This is a genomic window from Sphingomonas antarctica, assembly GCF_965137005.1.
GTDB lineage: Bacteria > Pseudomonadota > Alphaproteobacteria > Sphingomonadales > Sphingomonadaceae > Sphingomonas_O > Sphingomonas_O antarctica.
In genome coordinates, this window is record NZ_CBCRXM010000002.1 from 146,884 (window position 1) to 164,190 (window position 17,307).

The window sequence follows — 17,307 nt, forward strand, 5'->3', positions numbered from 1 at the left end:
AATGGCAGCGGCATTCGACGAAATCTGGGGAAAATCGGCGGGCAAGCGGCCGCGTCCCGGTTTCGACGCGCTGGGCGAATGGCTCGACAAGACGCCCCCCGCCGAACTCGCGCGGCGTCAGGCATCGGCCGAAGCCACCTTCCGCCAGCTCGGCATCACCTTCGCGGTCTATGGTGACGAGGATGCCGCCGAACGCATCATCCCGTTCGACATCGTCCCGCGCGTCTTCACTGCGGGCGAATGGGCGCGATTGTCGAAGGGGCTGGAACAGCGCGTGTTCGCGCTCAACGCGTTTCTCGACGATATTTACGGCGCGCGAAAGATCCTGACCGACGGGATCATCCCCGCCGAACTGATCATGACCAACCCGCAATTCCGCCCCGAAGTGGTCGGCAGCCGCCCGCCGCACGGCGTGTGGTCGCATATTTGCGGCATTGATCTGGTCCGCACCGGCCCCGACGATTTCTGGGTGCTGGAGGATAATGCGCGGACCCCGTCTGGGGTCAGCTACATGCTCGAAAATCGCGAGGCGATGATCCGGCTGTGCCCCGAACTGTTCCGCGAACACCGCGTCCGCCCGGTCGACAGCTATGGCGATCTGCTGCTCGAAATGCTGCGCTCGGTCGCGCCCGAACATGCGGTCGCCGATCCGGTGGCGGTGATTCTGACCCCCGGCCGGTTCAACTCGGCTTATTACGAACACAGCTTCCTCGCCGATTCGCTGGGCATCGAACTGGTTCAGGCGGTCGATCTCGAAGTCGATGACGATATCGTGTGGATGCGCACCATCACCGGGCGCGTGCGCGTCGACGTGATATATCGCCGGGTGGACGATGATTATATCGATCCGCTGGTGTTCCGCCCCGATTCGATGCTCGGCGTCCCCGGCCTCATCGCCGCCTATCGCGCGGGCAATGTCGCAATCGTCAATGCGCCCGGCACCGGCATCGCCGACGACAAGGCGATCTACAGCTACATGCCCGAAATCGTGCGCTACTATACCGGCGAGGACGCGCTGCTCCCCAATGTCGAAACGTGGCGGTGCCGCGAACCCGCCGCGCTCAGCCATGTGCTGGTCAATCTCGAACAGGTGGTGGTCAAGCTCGTCGACGGCTCGGGCGGTTACGGCATGCTCGTCGGTCCCACCGCGTCGAAGGCGGAGATCGAAGATTTCCGCGCCGCGCTGACCGCCGAGCCGCACCGCTACATCGCCCAGCCGACGCTGGCGCTGTCCACCGTCCCGACCCTCACCGAAGCCGGCGTCGCCCCGCGCCACGTCGATTTCCGGCCCTTCGTGCTGACCGGCAGCAAGCGCACCTGCATCGTCCCCGGTGGCCTCACCCGCGTCGCCCTCAAAAAAGGGTCGCTGGTCGTCAATTCGAGCCAGGGCGGCGGGACGAAGGACAGTTTTGTCTTGATGGACGAGGGGGAGGACGCCGATGCTTAGCCGCGTCGCCGCCTCGCTCTACTGGCTCGGGCGCTACATCGAGCGCGCCGAATTTACCGCGCGCCTGGTCGAGGCCACCGTGCGCCTCGACGCCTTGTCGACGCGCCCCGCGGGCGAAGTCGCCTGGGCCAGCGCGCTGTCGGTGATAGAGGTCGACAAGGCCTTTGCCGCGACCGGCGAAAAATTGACCCCGCGCAATGTCGGGCGGTTCCTGACGCTCGACGCCAATCAGCCCGGATCGGTGGTCTATTGCCTCGACCATGCGCGCGACAATGCCAAGGCGGTGCGCACCGCGCTCAGCCGTGAAGCCTGGTCGTCGATCAACCGCGCCTGGTTGTTGTTCCGCGGGCGCAGTTCGCCCGGCGATACGCAGGCCATGCTCGGCCTGGTCGAACAGGCGCAAACCGAAACGCGCGGCTTCGAAGGGGCGATCGGGCGGATGCTGCGCAACCCGGCGTCATGGTTCATCCGCCTCGGCGCCTCGATCGAACGCGCCGACAATGCCGCGCGTCTGCTCGACGTCAAATACCATATCCTGCTGCCCGAAGGCGAAGTCGTCGGCGGCACGGTCGATCGCGACCAATGGACCACGATCCTCCAGACCGTGGCCGCGGTGAACGCCTATCGCTGGCTGTACCGCGAAGGCCTGAAACCGTGGTCGGTCGCCGAACTCCTGATCCTCCGCCGCGAAATGCCGCGCTCGATCGCCGCCAGCGCGGAGGAGGCGGTGCTGCACCTCAATGCGCTGGGCAAGGAAACCGGTTTTCAGGGCGAAGCGGACCGGCTGGCGCGCCTGCGCCACGCCCGCATGGGCGACACCGGCATCGATGCCGTCGTGCGTCAGGGGCTGCACCAATATCTCGAGGACAGCATCGAACAGACCGCCGCGCTCGACCGCGCCATCTCCCGCCAGTTCCGGTTCGCCTGATGCGCCTCTCGATCGATCATCACACGCGTTACAAATTCAGCGAGCCACAGGCGCGCGTCGTCCAGCTGCTGCATATGACGCCGCTGGATAACGAGGCGCAAACCGTGCTCGACTGGCGCATCGACGTCGATTGCGACGCGCGGCTGCGCGAAGGGACCGATGGCTACGGCAATCACGTCACGATGCTGTATGTCGACGGGCCGGTCGAGGCGCTGGCGATCACCGTGCGCGGACAAGTGCTGACCGAGGATATGGCCGGCATCGTCCGCGGCGCGCCCGAACCACTGCCGCCGGTGTTTTACACCCGCGGCTCGGCGGCCACATCGGCGGGCGAGGCGACGATCGCCCTGGCCCGATCGGCGCGCGGCTCGGACCCGCTCGAACGCGCCCACCGCCTCAACGGCGTCGTCGCGCACGCCGTCACCATCGAAGGCGGTCGCGCGGAGAAAATTCTTGCGCCCGATGACATCCTCGCCAGCGGCCATGCGACGGTGCGCGAAGCGGCGCAATTGATGGTCGCGGCGGGACGCGCGGCGGGCTTTCCGGCGCGGTTCGTCTCGGGCCATTCGCTTCACGGCCCGGATCGCGCCCGGCGCCGCAGCGCGCATTATTGGGCCGAACTGCATTTGGGGGCGATCGGCTGGGTCGGCTTCGATCCGTGCGCGGGCGCGAGCCCCGACGAAAGCTATGTCCGCGTCGCGGTCGGCGTCGACCTCGCCGAAGTCACCCCGGTCGCCGGCACACGCATCGGCGGCGGGGTCGAGGAACTCGACGTGGCGGTCAGCGTGGGCGTGCAATGACCTATTGCGTCGGAATATTGGTCGATGCCGGCCTCGTGCTCATCGCCGACACCCGCACCAATGCGGGGGTCGACAACATCTCGATGTACAAGAAACTCCACGTCCTGTGCGAAACGCCGGAGCGGCAAATCTATTGCGCCAGCGCGGGCAGCCTGTCGGTGACACAGTCGATGCTGTCGATGCTCGAGGAAGGTTTGCCGCCCGAAGACGCGGGCGATCCGTCGCGCACCGTGGCCGCGCAGCCGACGATGTTCCGCGTCGCGCAACTGGTCGGCGAAGCGCTGCACGCCGCGCGCGACACGGTCGCCGCGGCGGTGGCGGGCACCAACATCACGCCCAGCGGCTCATTGCTGGTCGGCGGACGCATCGGCGACGATCCGCCGTGCCTGTTCCAAATCTATGTCGAGGGCAATTTCATCGAGTGCCAGCCCGATGCGCCGTTCCTCCAGGTGGGCGAGCGCAAATACGGCAAGCCCATTCTCGACCGCGCGCTCAAATGGGACATGAGCTTGGCGCATGCGGTCAAACTGGCGTTGCTGTCGTTCGATTCGACGATCCGCTCGAACCTGTCGGTCGGACGACCGCTCGATCTGGTCGTCCTGACCAACGGCCAGCCCGAGCCGATCCACCGCCGGATCGAGGAGGACGACAGCTATTTCGACGCGCTCAGCGGCGAATGGTCGCGGCTGCTGGCCGAAGCGACCAACGAGCTCGAGGACCCGCCGTTCATGCGCCCCGGTGCCGCGAAAGAGGTCCCGCCCGAAATCAAACCGGTAGCGGACAAGGTCTCGCCGGTTCCTGAGAAGGTCGCGGGCTAGCTCAACTCTCACATGTCGCCCCTGCGCAGGCAGGGGCCCAGATGAACTCGCCACAAGCGGCTGAGCCTCGATTTGTGAACTTATCTAGAGCCCTGCCTACGCAGGGGCGACATACATAAATAACGCGGCCTACCGCCCCGTCTGCCCCCGATGCATCAACTTCGCATCGGCAAGGCACAGCGCCATCATCGCCGCGACAACCGGCGCGCCACGGATGCCGACGCACGGATCATGCCGCCCCTTGGTCGCGATCTCCGCCGCCGCGCCGTCGCGATCGATCGTCTCGACCGGCGTCAGGATCGAACTGGTCGGCTTGAAGGCGACACGCACGACGACGGGCTGACCGGTCGAAATCCCGCCGGCGATGCCGCCCGCATGATTGGCCAGGAACTCCGGGCCATCCTCACCCGGCCGCATCGCATCGGCATTGTCCTCACCGCGCAACCGCGCCGCGTGGAACCCGTCACCGATCTCGACGCCCTTGACCGCGTTGATCGACATCATCGCCGCCGCCAGCTGCGCGTCGAGCTTGTGGTATAGCGGCGCGCCCCAGCCAGCCGGCACACCCGTCGCGACGCACTCGACCACCGCCCCCAGTGACGACCCGCTTTTGCGAGCCTCATCGACCAGCGTCTCCCACCGCACCGCCGCTTCGGCATCGGCGCAGAAGAACGGATTCCGGTCGATCTGCGCCGGATCGAATGCCGTCGCCCGGTCGCCGCCGATCTCGATGACATGCGCCACGATGCTCACCTCGGGCACCACCAGCCGCGCCACGCCGCCCGCCGCGACGCGCGACGCCGTCTCCCGCGCCGAACTCCGCCCGCCGCCGCGATAATCTCGAAAGCCGTATTTGGCGTCGTACGCATAATCGGCATGGCCGGGCCGATACGCTTTGGCGACCTCGGCATAATCCTTTGAGCGTTGATCCACATTGTCGATCATCAGGCTGATCGGCGTCCCGGTCGTCCGCCCCTCGAACACCCCCGCCAAGATGCGCACCTGATCCGGTTCCTGCCGCTGTGTCGTAAAGCGGGTCTGCCCCGGGCGGCGCTGATCGAGGAACGGCTGGATGTCCGCCTCGCTCAGTTTGAGTCCCGGCGGGCACCCGTCGATCAGCGCGCCGATCGCCGGCCCGTGGCTTTCGCCCCAGGTCGAAAAGCGAAAGCTGTGGCCGAAACTGTTATAGCTCACGCGAAACCCCCGGAACCGGCGCGCCACCGCGCCGTTCCAGCGGGGCAGCAGAAGGAACTGGCATGGCGGCGCTGAAACTCGAACGCAAGCAGGTCGACAAACCCTGGGGCCGTGAACAGCTATGGCCCGGCTTCGACAATCCGTCGGGAGAAAAGGTCGGCGAGATCTGGTTTCAGGCGCCCGAGGGGACCGACGAGCCGCTGCTGATCAAATATCTGTTCACCAGCGACCGCCTGTCGATCCAGGTCCATCCCGATGACGCGGCGGCACAGGCGGCGGGCTACAAGCGCGGCAAGGACGAAGCCTGGGTCGTCCTCGCCGCCGAACCCGATGCGACCATCGCGCTCGGCACCACCCGCGTCGCCACCCGCGATGAATTGCGCGCCGACGCGCTGGACGGCTCGATCGAGCAACTGGTCGACTGGAAACCGGTCAAGGCCGGCGAATTCTATTATTCCGCAGCCGGAACGATTCACGCGATCGGCGCCGGGCTGACGATCATCGAGATTCAGCAGAATGTCGATCTGACCTACCGCCTCTACGATTATGGCAGCGATCGCGAACTGCATCTGGCGGCGGGCGTGGCCGTCAGCGACCCGGTTCCCTTCGTCGTACCTAGAATCCCCGGGGATGCCGGTAATGGCCGTTTCATCCTGTGCGAAGGCGGCAAATTCGTCGCCGAACGCTGGTCATGGGGCGGTGAGCGCCGCGTCGATCTGGGCACCACGCCGGGCTGGCTGATCCAGGTCGCGGGGTCCAGCGTAGTCGATGGGCAGGGCGTCGCGGCGGGCGACTGTTACTTGCTGGAAAGCGCCGCCACCGTCACCCCGGGCGACGGCAGCGATATCGTCTTCGCTTACCCGCTGGCCGAACGCGCGAACCTGTTCAGCGGCGCGTGACGCGCTCCGCATCGGCGACCGCGGCGGACGGCTTGCGGTCCATCTGCTGCGGCTTGAGCCCCAGGGCGATCAGCATCGACGACGACACATAGATCGACGAGTACGTCCCGACGACGATCCCGAGCATCATCGCGGCGGTGAACCCGCGCAACACATGCCCGCCGAACACCAGCAACGCGGTCAGCGCGAGGAGAACGGTCAGCGACGTCATCACCGTGCGCGGCAACGTCTCGTTGACCGACAGATCGATCAGCGCGCGCATGTCCATCTGGCGGTATTTGCGCATATTCTCGCGGATACGGTCGTCGATGACGATCTTGTCGTTGATCGAATAACCGATGATCGTCAGGACGGCGGCGACGATGTTGAGGTCGAACTCCAACTGTGTCAGCGCGAAGAACCCCAGCGTCATCAACACGTCGTGTCCGATCGCGACGAAGGTCGAAACGCCGAACTGCCATTCGTAACGGAACCAGCTGAACAGTGCGATCAGGAACACCGCGATCAACACCGCGGCGATACCGTTCTTGATCAACTCGCCCGACACCTTGCCCGACACCGTGTCGTACCGTGTGAACTGCACCCCCGGGTTGGTCGCGTTGAGCGCGGCCTTGACCTGATTGACGACCTTGTTCGTCGCGCCTTCGTCGGTCGATTGGGGGATCGGCAGGCGGATCGAAACGGTGTTCGGATCGCCGAATTGCTGGAGCGACGCTTCGCCGACGTTCAGCCGGTCGACCGTGCCGCGCACCGCGTCGAGCTGTGGCTTGGCCGGGAACTTGGCCTCGATCATCAGGCCGCCGACGAAATCGACGCCGAGGTTCAGTCCGCGATACGCCGTGATGCCGATCGACAGGACGGTCAGCAACGCGGTGAGCGCGAACGCCCAGTTGCGCAGCGCGGTGAACCCGATGTTGGTATTGTCGGGGACGAGTTTCAAATGGCGCATCAGATGTTCAACTCGGCAGGCCGCACGCGGCGGACATAATTGGCGGCGAGCATGCGGGTGAAGAACACCGCGGTGAAATAGCTCGCGAAAATCCCGATCAGCAACACGACGGCGAACCCCTTGACCGGACCCGACCCGAGCAACAGCATGACCACGCCCGAGATGAAGTGGACGGTGTTCGCCTCGAAGATCGTCCGCGACGCTTCCTTATAGCCGAGCTCGATCGACTGCATCGGGTTGCGCCCGCGCCGTTTTTCCTCGCGGATGCGCTCGTTGATCAACACATTGGCATCGACCGCAGTGCCGATCGTCAGCACGAATCCGGCAATGCCCGGGAGCGTCAGCGTCGCGGAGAAGAACGCCATCACCGCCAGGATGATGAAGATGTTCAACACAACCGCCAGGTTCGCATAGACCCCGAACCGGCCATAGGTGACCAGCATGAACGCGATCACCGCAACCGCCGCGATGACCGATGCGATGGCCCCGGCGCGGATCGAATCGGCGCCGAGCTGCGGCCCGACGGTGCGTTCCTCGATCACCTTCAGCGCCACCGGCAATTTGCCCGAGCGCAGCTGGATTGCCATCGTGTTGGCGCTTTCGGTGGTATAGCTGCCGCTGATTTGCGCGGATCCACCAAGAATTGCGGTCTGGATGGTCGGTGCGGACAACACCTGATTATCGAGAATGATCGCGAACGGCTTGCCGACATTATCTTGGGTCACGCGCGCGAATTTGCGGCCGCCCTGTCCGTTAAATCCGATATTGATGACCGGCGCGTTGGTCTGCGGGTCAAAGCCGGGTTCTGCCTTGGTCAGTTCGTCGCCGCTGACAATCGCGCGGCGCTTGACCGCGATCTTGGGTGCGCCGGGGTTGCTTGGATAAGGCAAGACTTGACTACCTGCGGGCGCGCGACCAGCGGCGACATCGGCAGGATTGGCTGTCAGGTCGACCAGCTTAAACTCGAGCTTCGCGGTCTTGCCGAGAAGTGCCTTAAGCGCCTCCGGATTCTGGAGGCCCGGAACCTGCACCACGATGCGGTTGCTGCCTTGCCGAATGATTGTCGGTTCGCGCGTGCCGAGTTCGTCGATGCGTTTGCGGACCACCTCGGTCGCGACGGCCATCGCATTCTCGACTGCATAATCGAGGCCGGCCTGGGTTGGCTTCATGACGACGCGCGTCGAGTCGACAACGCTGACGTCCCAATCGCGCTTACCGGTGACGCCGACCGGATTGGTCTCCTTGCGCGCAATTTCTACTGCAGCATCGAGTTGAGCCGGGCTGCGCACGAGAAAATTTAGTTGCCCGTCCGCCGTAGAAATGTCGCCCGTGTCGATTGGCGGCGTGGCACGGCGCAATTCGGTCCGCATTTGCTCGCCCATCACGTCGAGCTGCTGCTTCGCGACATCTGCAGTGTCGGCTTCGAGCAGCAAATGCGACCCGCCCGACAGATCGAGGCCCAGATTGATGCGCGGCAGACCGCCGAGGCCGATTTGCGTGGCGGTGCTTTCGGGCATCAAGCTGGGAATGGCGAGGAACACGCCGACGAGCAGCGTCAGGCAGATCGCCCAGATTTTCCAGCGCGGAAAGTCGAGCATCAGTCGTTGGCCGGCTTGGTCGCACCCAGCGGCGTGACGTCGCTCAGCGTCGTCTTGACCGCCTTGACCTTCATCCCCGGCGCCAGCTCGACATCGACCGTGGTGTCGTCGACGCGCACGACCTTGCCCATCAATCCGCCGCCGGTGACGACCTGGTCGCCCTTCTTGACGGCGTCGACCTTGGCCTTGTGGCGCTTGGCCGCCGATTGCTGTGGACGGATCAGCAAGACATAAAAAATTACAAAGATGAGGACGAGCGGCAGGCTCTGCGCGAGGAACGCCATACTGCCCGAAGGCTGCGCGCCTGCGGTTTGAGCCAAAGCTGGAGTGATAAACATGGGGGTCTAAATGGCCTGATTGCGGCGGATGCGGGCGGTTAGCAGAGGGCCTTGCCCCACGCAAACCCACCGGTTTTGCTTGCAGTGGACGCGGTTCGACACAATATTGCGGGCATCCCCGGCGATTGGGCCGGGTTCAGGAGTGTATGACATGGCCAATTGGTCTGACCCCCGCTCGACCGTGACCGCGGCCGCCGCGCCGGTCGACACGCGCGCTTCGGCTACCGATGCCGGGCTGCGCGGCTATATGTTGTCGGTCTATAACATGATGGCGTCGGGCGTGTTGCTCACCGGGATCGTCGCGCTGGCGATGGTCTATACCGGCGCCGTTAACAGCCTGTTCGATGCGGAGACGGGCAAGGCAAGCCTGCTCGCTTACGTCCTGATGATCGCGCCTTTCGCCTTGGTCATGGTATTGAGTTTCGGCATCAACCGCTTGTCCGAAACATCGGCCAAGGCGCTGTTCTGGGCTTATGCCGCATTGATGGGCGCGTCGCTCTCAACGATTCTGTTGGTTTACACTGGCACCAGCGTCGCGCAGATCTTCTTCGCCACCGCGGCGTCGTTCGCGGGTCTCAGCCTGTGGGGTTACACCACCAAGCGCGATCTGTCGGCGATGGGCACCTTCCTGATCATGGGCCTGGTCGGCCTCATCGTCGCATCGGTGATCAACCTGTTCCTGCAATCGAGCGCGATGCAAATGGTGATCAGCGCGATCGGCGTGCTGATCTTCGCCGGCCTGACCGCTTACGACACGCAAAAGATCAAGAGCATGTACTTCCAGGTCGCGGGCACCAGCTTCGCGGGCAAGTCGGTCGTGATGGGCGCGCTGACGCTCTATCTCGACTTCATCAACATGTTTTTGTTCCTGCTGCGGCTGTTCGGCGACCGCCGCTAAGCCTTTTTCGAAAACTTTTACCCGGGCGGAGCGATCCGCCCGGGTTTTTTATGCCTTGAATCCAACGCCGTTTGCACCCGATTTCCACGTTCGCACCAAATCGGGACGCCCCTCTATTGCTGCACTGCACCCTCCGGGTTGACCCGAGGCAACGAATCGGCGATGAAGGTGTTGAGTTACCGGTGCGTAAACCGGTTTTGTTTTGCTCCATTTTGGGGGTTAGGTTATGATGATGTTCAAGAAACTGGCACTGACGGCAGTTGCTGTAGGCGGCCTCGCTGCGGCGACGCCTTCATACGCTGTGGTTACGACGTTCGCCGATTTCTCGGCGACCACGCAGGTCCGCAACATCCGCTGGCAGAAGGTCGGCTCGAAGAACGGGATGATCTACAGCACGTCGACGGGCTCGGCGAACACGCCGGGTAATGTGAACGTGAAGTTCTCGTTCCTTCAGCCTTACTTCACGAACAACAACATCGCGCAGAGCGTGACGGCTGTGTTCCTGCTGTCCGGCACGACGACCAACGACGCGGCCAGCAAGACGCCGCTGCCGACGGTTCCGCCGACGAACTATCTCACGCAGTCGATCGACTCGCTGACCTTCTCGTTCAAGTCGACCGCGCCGATCACGGTTGGTAACGTCACTTATGCGGCTGGGTCGAACCTGCTTTCGGGCACGGTCGTTGCGAACAGCACCATCGGCGGCACCGACGGCGGCTTCTCGGCCGGCCTGACCAACAGCACGGCGGGCGGTAACACTGTCACCTACACGTCGGACTTCCTTGACTTCTCGAACACCGTGAACCGCAGCTTCTCGATCTCGCTCGACGCGCTGCTGGCCGCAGTTGGCAGCCCGCCGGTGAACAAGGGTCTTAACGCTGGTAATGGTCAGTCGCTGAGCAGCTTCCGCGCCACCGCGACGGGCAGCTTCTCGTCGGATCCGGCGCCGATCATCAATGCGGTTCCCGAGCCCGCCGTTTGGGGCATGATGATTGCCGGCTTCGGTGTCGTGGGCTTCCAGTCGCGTCGCCGCCGCTCGATCAAGTCGGTCACCGCCTAAGCTTTAGTTTGGGCTAAAGTTTGGCCGAAGTTTCGGGCCGCGTCGCACCAGCGACGCGGCCCTTTTCTATGCGTTGATGCTCAGCACGATCTTGCCGACATGCGCGCCGCCATCCATCCGCGCATGCGCGGCGGCGGCGTCCCCCAGCGGGTAAGTCGAATCGATCACCGGCCGCAGCCTGCCGTCGGTCACGAACGGCCAGACCTTCTCGCGCAATTCCGCCGCAACCGCCGCTTTGAACGACGCCTCGCGCGGTCTCAACGTCGATCCGGTCAGCGTCAGCCGCTTTTGCATGATCACCGGAATGAAGACCTCGGCCTTGGCACCATTGAGCATCGCGATCGAGACATGCCGCCCTTCCACCGCCAGGCAAGCCAGGTTGCGGGCGAAGTAATCGCCGCCAACCATGTCGAGCACGACATCGCACCCCTTGCCATTCGTCAGGCGCTGCACCTCCGCCACGAAATCCTGCGCGCGATAGTCAATCGCGTGGTCCGCACCGATCTCCACGGCCCGCGCACATTTGTCCGCACTTCCCGCCGTGACGATTACGGTCAGCCCGAATAACTTGCCCAGCGCGATTGCCATCGTGCCGATACCTGACGTGCCGCCATGCACCAGCAGCGTCTCTCCGGCCTTTGCGCCACCACGCTGGAACACGTTGGTCCACACTGTAAACAACGTCTCGGGGATCGCTGCCGCCTCGATCATCGTCAGCCCATCGGGCACCGGCAGGCACTGCGCTGCGGGCACCACGCAATATTCGGCGTAACCTCCGCCCGCGACCAGCGCACACACTCGCGCGCCCGACAATGTCGAATCGACGCCATCACCCAGCACAACGACCTCACCGGCAACCTCCAGGCCTAGAATCGACGGCGCGCCCGGCGGCGGCGGATATTTGCCCTGCCGTTGCAGGACATCCGGCCGGTTGACCCCCGCGGCAGCAACACGAATCAGGACGTCGCCGGCACCAGGCGTCGGCACCGATCGATCCACCGGTTGCAACACATCGGGTCCGCCCGGCTCGGCGGGATCAATCGCACGCATCGTCTGGGGAAGGTCGGTCATGGCAACTCCTTTAACGCCAACCGTTGACTCCCTGCGCCGCGCGCGCAACCCTCCGACCATGGACACCGACGAAATTGCCCCGCCGCCGCGTGCCGGAGACCCGGTGGCACTGGTCGGTACGCAGGATCTCGATCCCTTTTCGGTCGCGGAGCTCGATGCGCGGGTCGCGGCGCTCGAGGCGGAGATTAGACGCGTCCGCCATCACCAGGATCGCGCCGTTAACCATCGTGCAATCGCCGACACGCTATTCAAACGATGACGGGCCGGTCGCGGCGCACGGGGAGACAGCCGGGGGCTTGAGAAAGCTGACGGCGCTTCCGACATAGTGTTCAAGCGAGGTCGCTTCCGCGGCCTCAACCGGAGCTGCTGATGCCTTCCTTTGCCCGCGATCTCGAAACCACGCTTCACAACGCGCTCGCCGCCGCGGCGAGCCGACGTCACGAATATGCCACGCTCGAACATCTCCTGCTCGCGCTCGTCGATGACGAGCATGCGATGCAGGTGATGACCGCCTGCGGCGTCGATCTCGGCGACTTGAAGACCGTCGTGACCCATTATCTCGACACCGAACTCGAATCGCTGAAGACCGAGGGGCAGACCGACCCCTCGCCGACCAGCGGGTTTCAGCGCGTGGTCCAGCGCGCAATCCTGCACGTCCAGTCTTCGGGCCGCGACGAAGTGACGGGCGCCAACGTCCTCGTCGCCTTGTTCTCCGAGCGAGAGAGCTATGCCGTCTATTTCCTGCAGCAGCAGGATATGAGCCGTCTCGATGCCGTCAGCTTCATCAGCCACGGCGTCGGCAAGGGCGGGCAGGTTCCCGAACAGCGAGAGGTCAAAGGCACGGCACAGGATGACGAAAAGCCCGCCAAGGGCGACAAGGGCAAGGAGTCCGCGCTCCAGCAATTCACCGTCAATCTCAACGAAAAGGCCAAGGACGGCCGCGTCGATCCGCTGATCGGGCGCGGGCCCGAGGTCGATCGCACGATCCAGATTCTGTGCCGCCGGTCGAAGAACAACCCGCTCTATGTCGGCGATCCCGGCGTCGGCAAAACCGCCATCGCCGAAGGCCTGGCGCGCAAGATCGTCGAGGGGCAGGTGCCCGAAGTGTTGCTCCCCGCGGTGATCTATTCGCTCGACATGGGCGCGCTCCTCGCGGGCACGCGCTATCGCGGCGATTTCGAGGAACGTCTCAAAGCGGTCGTCAACGAACTCGAAAAACTGCCGCATGCGATCCTGTTCATCGATGAAATCCACACGGTGATCGGCGCGGGTGCGACTTCTGGCGGGGCGATGGATGCTTCGAACCTGCTCAAGCCGGCCCTCTCCGGCGGGCAAATCCGCTGCATCGGTTCGACGACCTACAAGGAATTCCGCAACCACTTCGAAAAGGACCGAGCACTGCTGCGCCGGTTCCAGAAGATCGACGTCAACGAACCGACCATCGAGGACACGATCAAGATTCTCGCGGGCCTGCGTTCGGCGTTCGAGGGGCATCACCACGTCAAATACACGCCCGACGCGATCAAATCGGCGGTCGAACTGTCGGCGCGCTACATCAACGATCGCAAGCTGCCGGACAAGGCGATCGACGTGATCGACGAAGTCGGTGCGATGCAGATGCTGGTGCCGCTGGCCAAGCGCAAAAAGACCATTACGTCGCGAGAGATCGAGGCGGTGATCGCGACGATGGCGCGCATCCCGGCGAAGTCGGTGTCTGCCGACGATACCAAGAGCCTCGCCAGCCTCGACGCTGATCTGAAACGCGTGGTGTTCGGGCAGAATGCGGCGATCGAACAGCTGTCCTCGGCGATCAAGCTCAGCCGGGCGGGTCTGCGCGATCCTGACAAGCCAATCGGCAATTATCTGTTCACCGGTCCAACCGGCGTCGGCAAGACCGAGGTCGCGCGTCAGTTGGCGTCAATCATGGGTATCCCCCTCCAGCGCTTCGATATGAGCGAGTATATGGAACGGCACAGTGTCAGCCGCCTGATCGGTGCGCCTCCGGGCTATGTCGGTTTCGACCAGGGCGGCTTGCTGACCGACGCGGTCGATCAGCAACCGCATTGCGTGCTGTTGCTCGACGAAATCGAAAAGGCGCATCCCGACCTGTTCAACATCCTGCTCCAAGTCATGGATCACGGTCGCCTGACGGATCAGCACGGCAAGTCGGTCGATTTCCGCAACGTCATCCTGATCATGACGACCAATGCGGGCGCCAGCGACATGGCGCGCGAAGCCGTCGGCTTCGGGGCGATGACGCGCGAAGGCGAGGATGAAGAGGCGGTGAAAAAGATGTTCACCCCCGAATTCCGCAATCGCCTCGATGCCATCGTGCCGTTCGGGTATCTGCCGACCGAAGTCGTCGCGCGCGTGGTCGACAAGTTCATTCTGCAGCTCGAATTGCAGCTGGCCGACCGCGATGTGCACATCAAGCTCGACGACGATGCCAAGGCCTGGCTCACCGCGCGCGGTTACGACAAGCTCTATGGCGCGCGACCAATGGGGCGTTTGGTCCAGGAAAAGATCAAACAGCCGCTCGCCGAGGAACTGCTGTTCGGCAAGCTGGTCCATGGCGGCGAGGTCATTGTTCGTCTGAAGGATGATGCCCTGGCGTTCGAGATCACCCCGGCGGCGCCCAAAAAGGGCAAAAAGGGCGGCAAGGCCAAGGTCGTCGCCGAAGGCTAGGCGGGCTCACCCGTTCCGCCTGTCCGGTCGTTCATTGACCGGACAGGCGCCGGGGCTCACATTCAAACTCATGCGGCACTTCATTCCTTTTATCGCGCTGGCGGCGGCGATCATGCCGGTCGCGGCGCGGGCCGACACCATCCGGCTGACCCCTGAACAGGCCGAAGCAGCCCAGGAGGCCGGCGCGGCAAAGCGCCAGCGCGCGGCGGAAACCGGCCTTTCCGACCAACCCGGCCTCGACCGCGGCGTGCATGGTGAAGTCGGCGTATCGGTCGGTACCGGCGGCTATCGCTCGGTCTATGGTGTCGCCGCGCTGCCGTTGGGCGACAGCGGCGGGGTGGTTCTCGGCTATAACAACACACGCGGACGCGTGGGCGGGCCGTATCGCGGCGATCTGTGTCGCGGCGTGGATGCGGAATTGTGCGACTGGCGGCTTAGCGCCGATGATCTCGATCGCGGACGCTAAAGCGTTGTTCTTGCGGGTCGGCGTAAAGATTCGTTAACCAAAATCGTGGATTAACCTTTCTTAACGCGGTATGTGCGCTGCGTTGGGGCTGGGGAGCCACGGAATGAAAATTGTTCTGGCCGTCGCGGCATATGCCGCGGCGACGATGATGTCATGCGCCGCCAATGCCGCGACGGTGACGGTCGGCACCAGCGCCGCGCTCGACGCCGCCATCAAGGCCGCGTCCGGCGGCGACATCATCCGCATCGCGCCCGGCAATTACGGCGACTTCGAATTCCGCAACGTCAATCCGGCGTCGGCGATCACCATCACCTCCGCCAATTCGGCGCGCCCGCCGGTATTCGCTCATCTGACCGTACGCGATTCGTCGTTCCTGAACTTCTCGCGCCTCACGGTCAGCAGCCCGGCGCCGACCGCGGCCAATCCTGCGTTGAACGCGACCGATCTGATCCACAGCCACGACGTCCGCTTTTCCGCGATGATCTTTCAGGGGGTCGTCGGCGGGGGCGTGGCCAATGAAGCGCGCGGCATGCGCATTTCGCAAAGCAGCGGGATCACCGTGGCAACCAGCAGCTTCAATGAATTGAGCCACGCGATCACCACCGACGGATCGTCGCACATGACCATCACCGACAATGCCTTTTCCGGCATCCGCACCGATGGGATCATCGCCGACGGTGCCAGCGCGTCGCTGATCGCGCGCAACCGGTTTTCCGCGTTTCGGCCCGAAGCAGGCGACCATCCCGACGCGATCCAGGTCTTCAACAACCTGACCCCGACGTCCACGCTAACGATCACCGACAATCTGATGGTCGGCGACGACGGCGGCCAGATGCAGGGCATTTTCATGACCAATAATGCGGGCAATCGTGCGCAGCTCGACCGCATCAACATCATTGGCAATCTGATGTGGGGCACGATGTGGAACGGCATCGCCGCATTCGACGCCAACCGCCTCACGGTGACCGGTAACGTGCTGTACTCCAACGCCGATCTGGACATCGGCAAGACCTGGGTCCGTCTCGAGGACGTCAGCACCGCCACTGTTTCGGGCAACATTGCGGGGGCGTTTATCTATGCCGACGTCGGCACTTTGACCGGATCGGCCAATACGTTGCTCGTCGCCGACGTCGGTGCGCTGGCGGCGGTCGGTCTGTGGGACGCGACGCATGCGGCGACGCGCTATGCCATTGCTTATGACGATACGGAGGTTGGGTCCCTCGCTCCGGAGTTTGCGCAGAGCCGCGCAAGCGCATTTGCGGTCGCAGGCGTGCCCGAACCGGCGAGCTGGCTGACCATGATCACCGGATTCCTGATGACCGGCGCGGTAAGCCGCCGCTTGCAACGCGCGCGCGGACGCCGCATTCAGCCGGCATGAACCGTTCTGCCAATGAAGTGATGCGCGATGTCATCGCCGCCGCCGTGATCGACGGGATCGGCGCGCTCAAGGCCGCGTCGAAAGGCCTGCCCAACACGCTGCTGCGTGACATCGGCGCGATCCACGCCAACACCGCGGTCGCCGACCTGCCGCCCGAACTGACGCGATCGATCGACGACAGCGTGCGCGGTGCGCTCAGCAAATTGTTACGCGAAGGCTATGCGGTCGCGCCGTCTCGCCCTGAAGCGCCGCGCCCGCGTCCCGCCCAGGGAACAATCATCCCGCGCCGTGGCGACAACGCCCCCCGTACGCCCCGCAATGACGGCCCGCCGCGTGGTCCGCGCCCGCCGCGCGCCGGCGGTCCGGGCAAGCCGCCGCGCCGCTAAAACCTGCCGTTCAATCGTAAACTGGTTGAGTGATCGCCGTAATAGAGAATGTAATCATGCAGCCTGAGGCCGATCGGCCTTAGCGTACGGGCCGCCGTCTCGATCGCAGCAGATTCCTCGGGCGTTGGCGCGCAAGCGGGATCGATGGCGCGTCGGACGATGGCGATTGCCGCTGATCCGTGCCGCAACGCGTCTTCGACGATGTGACGGAGCGGCAAGGCGTCGCGTACCCCCCCAATCCGGCACCGGCGCCCGTGCGGCTTCGCGCCCGTCATGGTCGATATGGATCACCCATAAAATATCGTCGTGCCCCAATGCGACGTCCCCCGGGGCACCTTAGCTTCAGCGCCTCCACTGGCAAAGCCATGTTGCTGCCACTATCTTGAGCCATG

At 64.2% G+C, this 17,307-nt stretch carries 18 protein-coding genes; 12 read left to right on the forward strand and 6 right to left on the reverse strand.

Annotated elements, in window-relative coordinates; translation table 11 throughout:
• Position 1 precedes the first annotated feature (1 nt).
• Genes ACM9ME_RS02870 through ACM9ME_RS02885 form a run of 4 tightly spaced genes read left to right on the forward strand, consistent with a single transcriptional unit; the run spans position 2 to position 3,993 of the window.
• Positions 2 to 1,447, forward strand: coding sequence for a circularly permuted type 2 ATP-grasp protein (locus ACM9ME_RS02870; RefSeq protein ID WP_415641922.1), 1,446 nt, complete (start codon positions 2 to 4; stop codon positions 1,445 to 1,447).
• Positions 1,440 to 2,375 carry an alpha-E domain-containing protein gene (locus tag ACM9ME_RS02875; RefSeq protein ID WP_415641923.1) on the forward strand — a complete coding sequence of 312 codons (936 nt, stop codon included), beginning with the start codon at positions 1,440 to 1,442 and terminating at the stop codon, positions 2,373 to 2,375. The genes ACM9ME_RS02870 and ACM9ME_RS02875 overlap by 8 nt, the downstream gene beginning before the upstream one ends.
• Positions 2,375 to 3,175: a transglutaminase family protein gene (locus tag ACM9ME_RS02880; protein ID WP_415641924.1), complete on the forward strand. Its 801-nt coding sequence runs from the start codon at positions 2,375 to 2,377 to the stop codon at positions 3,173 to 3,175. The genes ACM9ME_RS02875 and ACM9ME_RS02880 overlap by 1 nt, the downstream gene beginning before the upstream one ends.
• Positions 3,172 to 3,993: a peptidase gene (locus ACM9ME_RS02885; RefSeq protein WP_415641925.1), complete on the forward strand. Its 822-nt coding sequence runs from the start codon at positions 3,172 to 3,174 to the stop codon at positions 3,991 to 3,993. The genes ACM9ME_RS02880 and ACM9ME_RS02885 overlap by 4 nt, the downstream gene beginning before the upstream one ends.
• A 129-nt stretch (positions 3,994 to 4,122) precedes the next feature.
• Here ACM9ME_RS02885 and aroC read toward each other — a convergent pair whose 3' ends face one another.
• Entirely contained in the window at positions 4,123 to 5,187 is a 1,065-nt protein-coding gene (gene aroC / locus ACM9ME_RS02890) for a chorismate synthase (protein WP_415641926.1), read from the reverse strand.
• A gap of 62 nt (positions 5,188 to 5,249) precedes the next feature.
• On the opposite strand from aroC, the gene ACM9ME_RS02895 reads away from it, so the two are divergent.
• Positions 5,250 to 6,086, forward strand: a complete 837-nt coding sequence (locus ACM9ME_RS02895) for a class I mannose-6-phosphate isomerase (RefSeq protein ID WP_415641927.1) — start codon at positions 5,250 to 5,252, stop codon at positions 6,084 to 6,086.
• Here the strand turns inward: ACM9ME_RS02895 and secF are convergent.
• The 3 genes from secF to yajC are packed head-to-tail and all read right to left on the reverse strand — an operon-like array spanning position 6,073 to position 8,971.
• Positions 6,073 to 7,035: a protein translocase subunit SecF gene (gene secF, locus ACM9ME_RS02900; RefSeq protein WP_415641928.1), complete on the reverse strand. Its 963-nt coding sequence runs from the start codon at positions 7,033 to 7,035 to the stop codon at positions 6,073 to 6,075. The genes ACM9ME_RS02895 and secF overlap by 14 nt on opposite strands.
• Complete coding sequence (secD, locus tag ACM9ME_RS02905; protein ID WP_415641929.1) at positions 7,035 to 8,633, reverse strand: protein translocase subunit SecD; 1,599 nt, start codon at positions 8,631 to 8,633, stop codon at positions 7,035 to 7,037. The genes secF and secD overlap by 1 nt, the downstream gene beginning before the upstream one ends.
• A complete protein-coding gene (gene yajC / locus ACM9ME_RS02910; RefSeq protein WP_415641930.1) occupies positions 8,633 to 8,971 on the reverse strand; it encodes a preprotein translocase subunit YajC in 339 nt (112 codons plus the stop codon). Before yajC ends, secD begins: the two co-directional genes overlap by 1 nt.
• Before the next feature lie 151 nt (positions 8,972 to 9,122).
• Between yajC and ACM9ME_RS02915 the strand changes: the two genes are divergently transcribed.
• On the forward strand, positions 9,123 to 9,869 hold the full coding sequence (locus ACM9ME_RS02915; protein ID WP_415641931.1) for a Bax inhibitor-1/YccA family protein: 747 nt from the start codon (positions 9,123 to 9,125) through the stop codon (positions 9,867 to 9,869).
• A 226-nt stretch (positions 9,870 to 10,095) separates the two neighbouring features.
• Positions 10,096 to 10,929: a PEPxxWA-CTERM sorting domain-containing protein gene (locus ACM9ME_RS02920; protein ID WP_415641932.1), complete on the forward strand. Its 834-nt coding sequence runs from the start codon at positions 10,096 to 10,098 to the stop codon at positions 10,927 to 10,929.
• A gap of 66 nt (positions 10,930 to 10,995) precedes the next feature.
• Here the strand turns inward: ACM9ME_RS02920 and ACM9ME_RS02925 are convergent, their stop codons facing one another.
• Positions 10,996 to 12,000, reverse strand: a complete 1,005-nt coding sequence (locus tag ACM9ME_RS02925; protein ID WP_415641933.1) for an NAD(P)H-quinone oxidoreductase — start codon at positions 11,998 to 12,000, stop codon at positions 10,996 to 10,998.
• Positions 12,001 to 12,058: 58 nt separating this feature from the next.
• On the opposite strand from ACM9ME_RS02925, the gene ACM9ME_RS02930 reads away from it, so the two are divergent.
• The 5 genes from ACM9ME_RS02930 (at position 12,059) to ACM9ME_RS02950 (ending at position 16,915) form a co-directional block, all read left to right on the forward strand.
• A complete protein-coding gene (locus ACM9ME_RS02930; RefSeq protein ID WP_415641934.1) occupies positions 12,059 to 12,259 on the forward strand; it encodes a DUF1192 domain-containing protein in 201 nt (66 codons plus the stop codon).
• 110 nt (positions 12,260 to 12,369) lie between these two features.
• Positions 12,370 to 14,685 carry an ATP-dependent Clp protease ATP-binding subunit ClpA gene (gene clpA / locus ACM9ME_RS02935; protein ID WP_415641935.1) on the forward strand — a complete coding sequence of 772 codons (2,316 nt, stop codon included), beginning with the start codon at positions 12,370 to 12,372 and terminating at the stop codon, positions 14,683 to 14,685.
• 70 nt (positions 14,686 to 14,755) lie between these two features.
• Positions 14,756 to 15,151, forward strand: coding sequence for a hypothetical protein (locus ACM9ME_RS02940; protein ID WP_415641936.1), 396 nt, complete (start codon positions 14,756 to 14,758; stop codon positions 15,149 to 15,151).
• 103 nt (positions 15,152 to 15,254) lie between these two features.
• Positions 15,255 to 16,529, forward strand: coding sequence for a right-handed parallel beta-helix repeat-containing protein (locus tag ACM9ME_RS02945; protein WP_415641937.1), 1,275 nt, complete (start codon positions 15,255 to 15,257; stop codon positions 16,527 to 16,529).
• On the forward strand, positions 16,526 to 16,915 hold the full coding sequence (locus ACM9ME_RS02950; protein ID WP_415641938.1) for a hypothetical protein: 390 nt from the start codon (positions 16,526 to 16,528) through the stop codon (positions 16,913 to 16,915). Before ACM9ME_RS02945 ends, ACM9ME_RS02950 begins: the two co-directional genes overlap by 4 nt.
• Here ACM9ME_RS02950 and ACM9ME_RS02955 read toward each other — a convergent pair.
• On the reverse strand, positions 16,912 to 17,190 hold the full coding sequence (locus tag ACM9ME_RS02955) for a JAB domain-containing protein (RefSeq protein ID WP_415641939.1): 279 nt from the start codon (positions 17,188 to 17,190) through the stop codon (positions 16,912 to 16,914). The two genes, ACM9ME_RS02950 and ACM9ME_RS02955, sit on opposite strands and share 4 nt — an antisense overlap.
• Positions 17,191 to 17,307: the final 117 nt, after the last annotated feature.

Bases quoted from the DNA above. Each gene is read 5' to 3' on its own strand.
- ACM9ME_RS02895 (WP_415641927.1), top strand. From the start codon at position 5,250: ATGGCGGCGCTGAAACTCGAACGCAAGCAGGTCGACAAACCCTGGGGC.
- ACM9ME_RS02880 (WP_415641924.1), top strand. From the start codon at position 2,375: ATGCGCCTCTCGATCGATCATCACACGCGTTACAAATTCAGCGAGCCA.
- ACM9ME_RS02930 (WP_415641934.1), top strand. From the start codon at position 12,059: ATGGACACCGACGAAATTGCCCCGCCGCCGCGTGCCGGAGACCCGGTG.
- ACM9ME_RS02875 (WP_415641923.1), top strand. From the start codon at position 1,440: ATGCTTAGCCGCGTCGCCGCCTCGCTCTACTGGCTCGGGCGCTACATC.
- ACM9ME_RS02920 (WP_415641932.1), top strand. From the start codon at position 10,096: ATGATGATGTTCAAGAAACTGGCACTGACGGCAGTTGCTGTAGGCGGC.
- ACM9ME_RS02915 (WP_415641931.1), top strand. From the start codon at position 9,123: ATGGCCAATTGGTCTGACCCCCGCTCGACCGTGACCGCGGCCGCCGCG.
- ACM9ME_RS02925 (WP_415641933.1), bottom strand. From the start codon at position 12,000: ATGACCGACCTTCCCCAGACGATGCGTGCGATTGATCCCGCCGAGCCG.
- ACM9ME_RS02885 (WP_415641925.1), top strand. From the start codon at position 3,172: ATGACCTATTGCGTCGGAATATTGGTCGATGCCGGCCTCGTGCTCATC.
- yajC (WP_415641930.1), bottom strand. From the start codon at position 8,971: ATGTTTATCACTCCAGCTTTGGCTCAAACCGCAGGCGCGCAGCCTTCG.
- ACM9ME_RS02945 (WP_415641937.1), top strand. From the start codon at position 15,255: ATGAAAATTGTTCTGGCCGTCGCGGCATATGCCGCGGCGACGATGATG.
- secD (WP_415641929.1), bottom strand. From the start codon at position 8,633: ATGCTCGACTTTCCGCGCTGGAAAATCTGGGCGATCTGCCTGACGCTG.
- ACM9ME_RS02870 (WP_415641922.1), top strand. From the start codon at position 2: ATGGCAGCGGCATTCGACGAAATCTGGGGAAAATCGGCGGGCAAGCGG.
- secF (WP_415641928.1), bottom strand. From the start codon at position 7,035: ATGCGCCATTTGAAACTCGTCCCCGACAATACCAACATCGGGTTCACC.
- ACM9ME_RS02940 (WP_415641936.1), top strand. From the start codon at position 14,756: ATGCGGCACTTCATTCCTTTTATCGCGCTGGCGGCGGCGATCATGCCG.
- ACM9ME_RS02955 (WP_415641939.1), bottom strand. From the start codon at position 17,190: ATGACGGGCGCGAAGCCGCACGGGCGCCGGTGCCGGATTGGGGGGGTA.
- ACM9ME_RS02950 (WP_415641938.1), top strand. From the start codon at position 16,526: ATGAACCGTTCTGCCAATGAAGTGATGCGCGATGTCATCGCCGCCGCC.
- clpA (WP_415641935.1), top strand. From the start codon at position 12,370: ATGCCTTCCTTTGCCCGCGATCTCGAAACCACGCTTCACAACGCGCTC.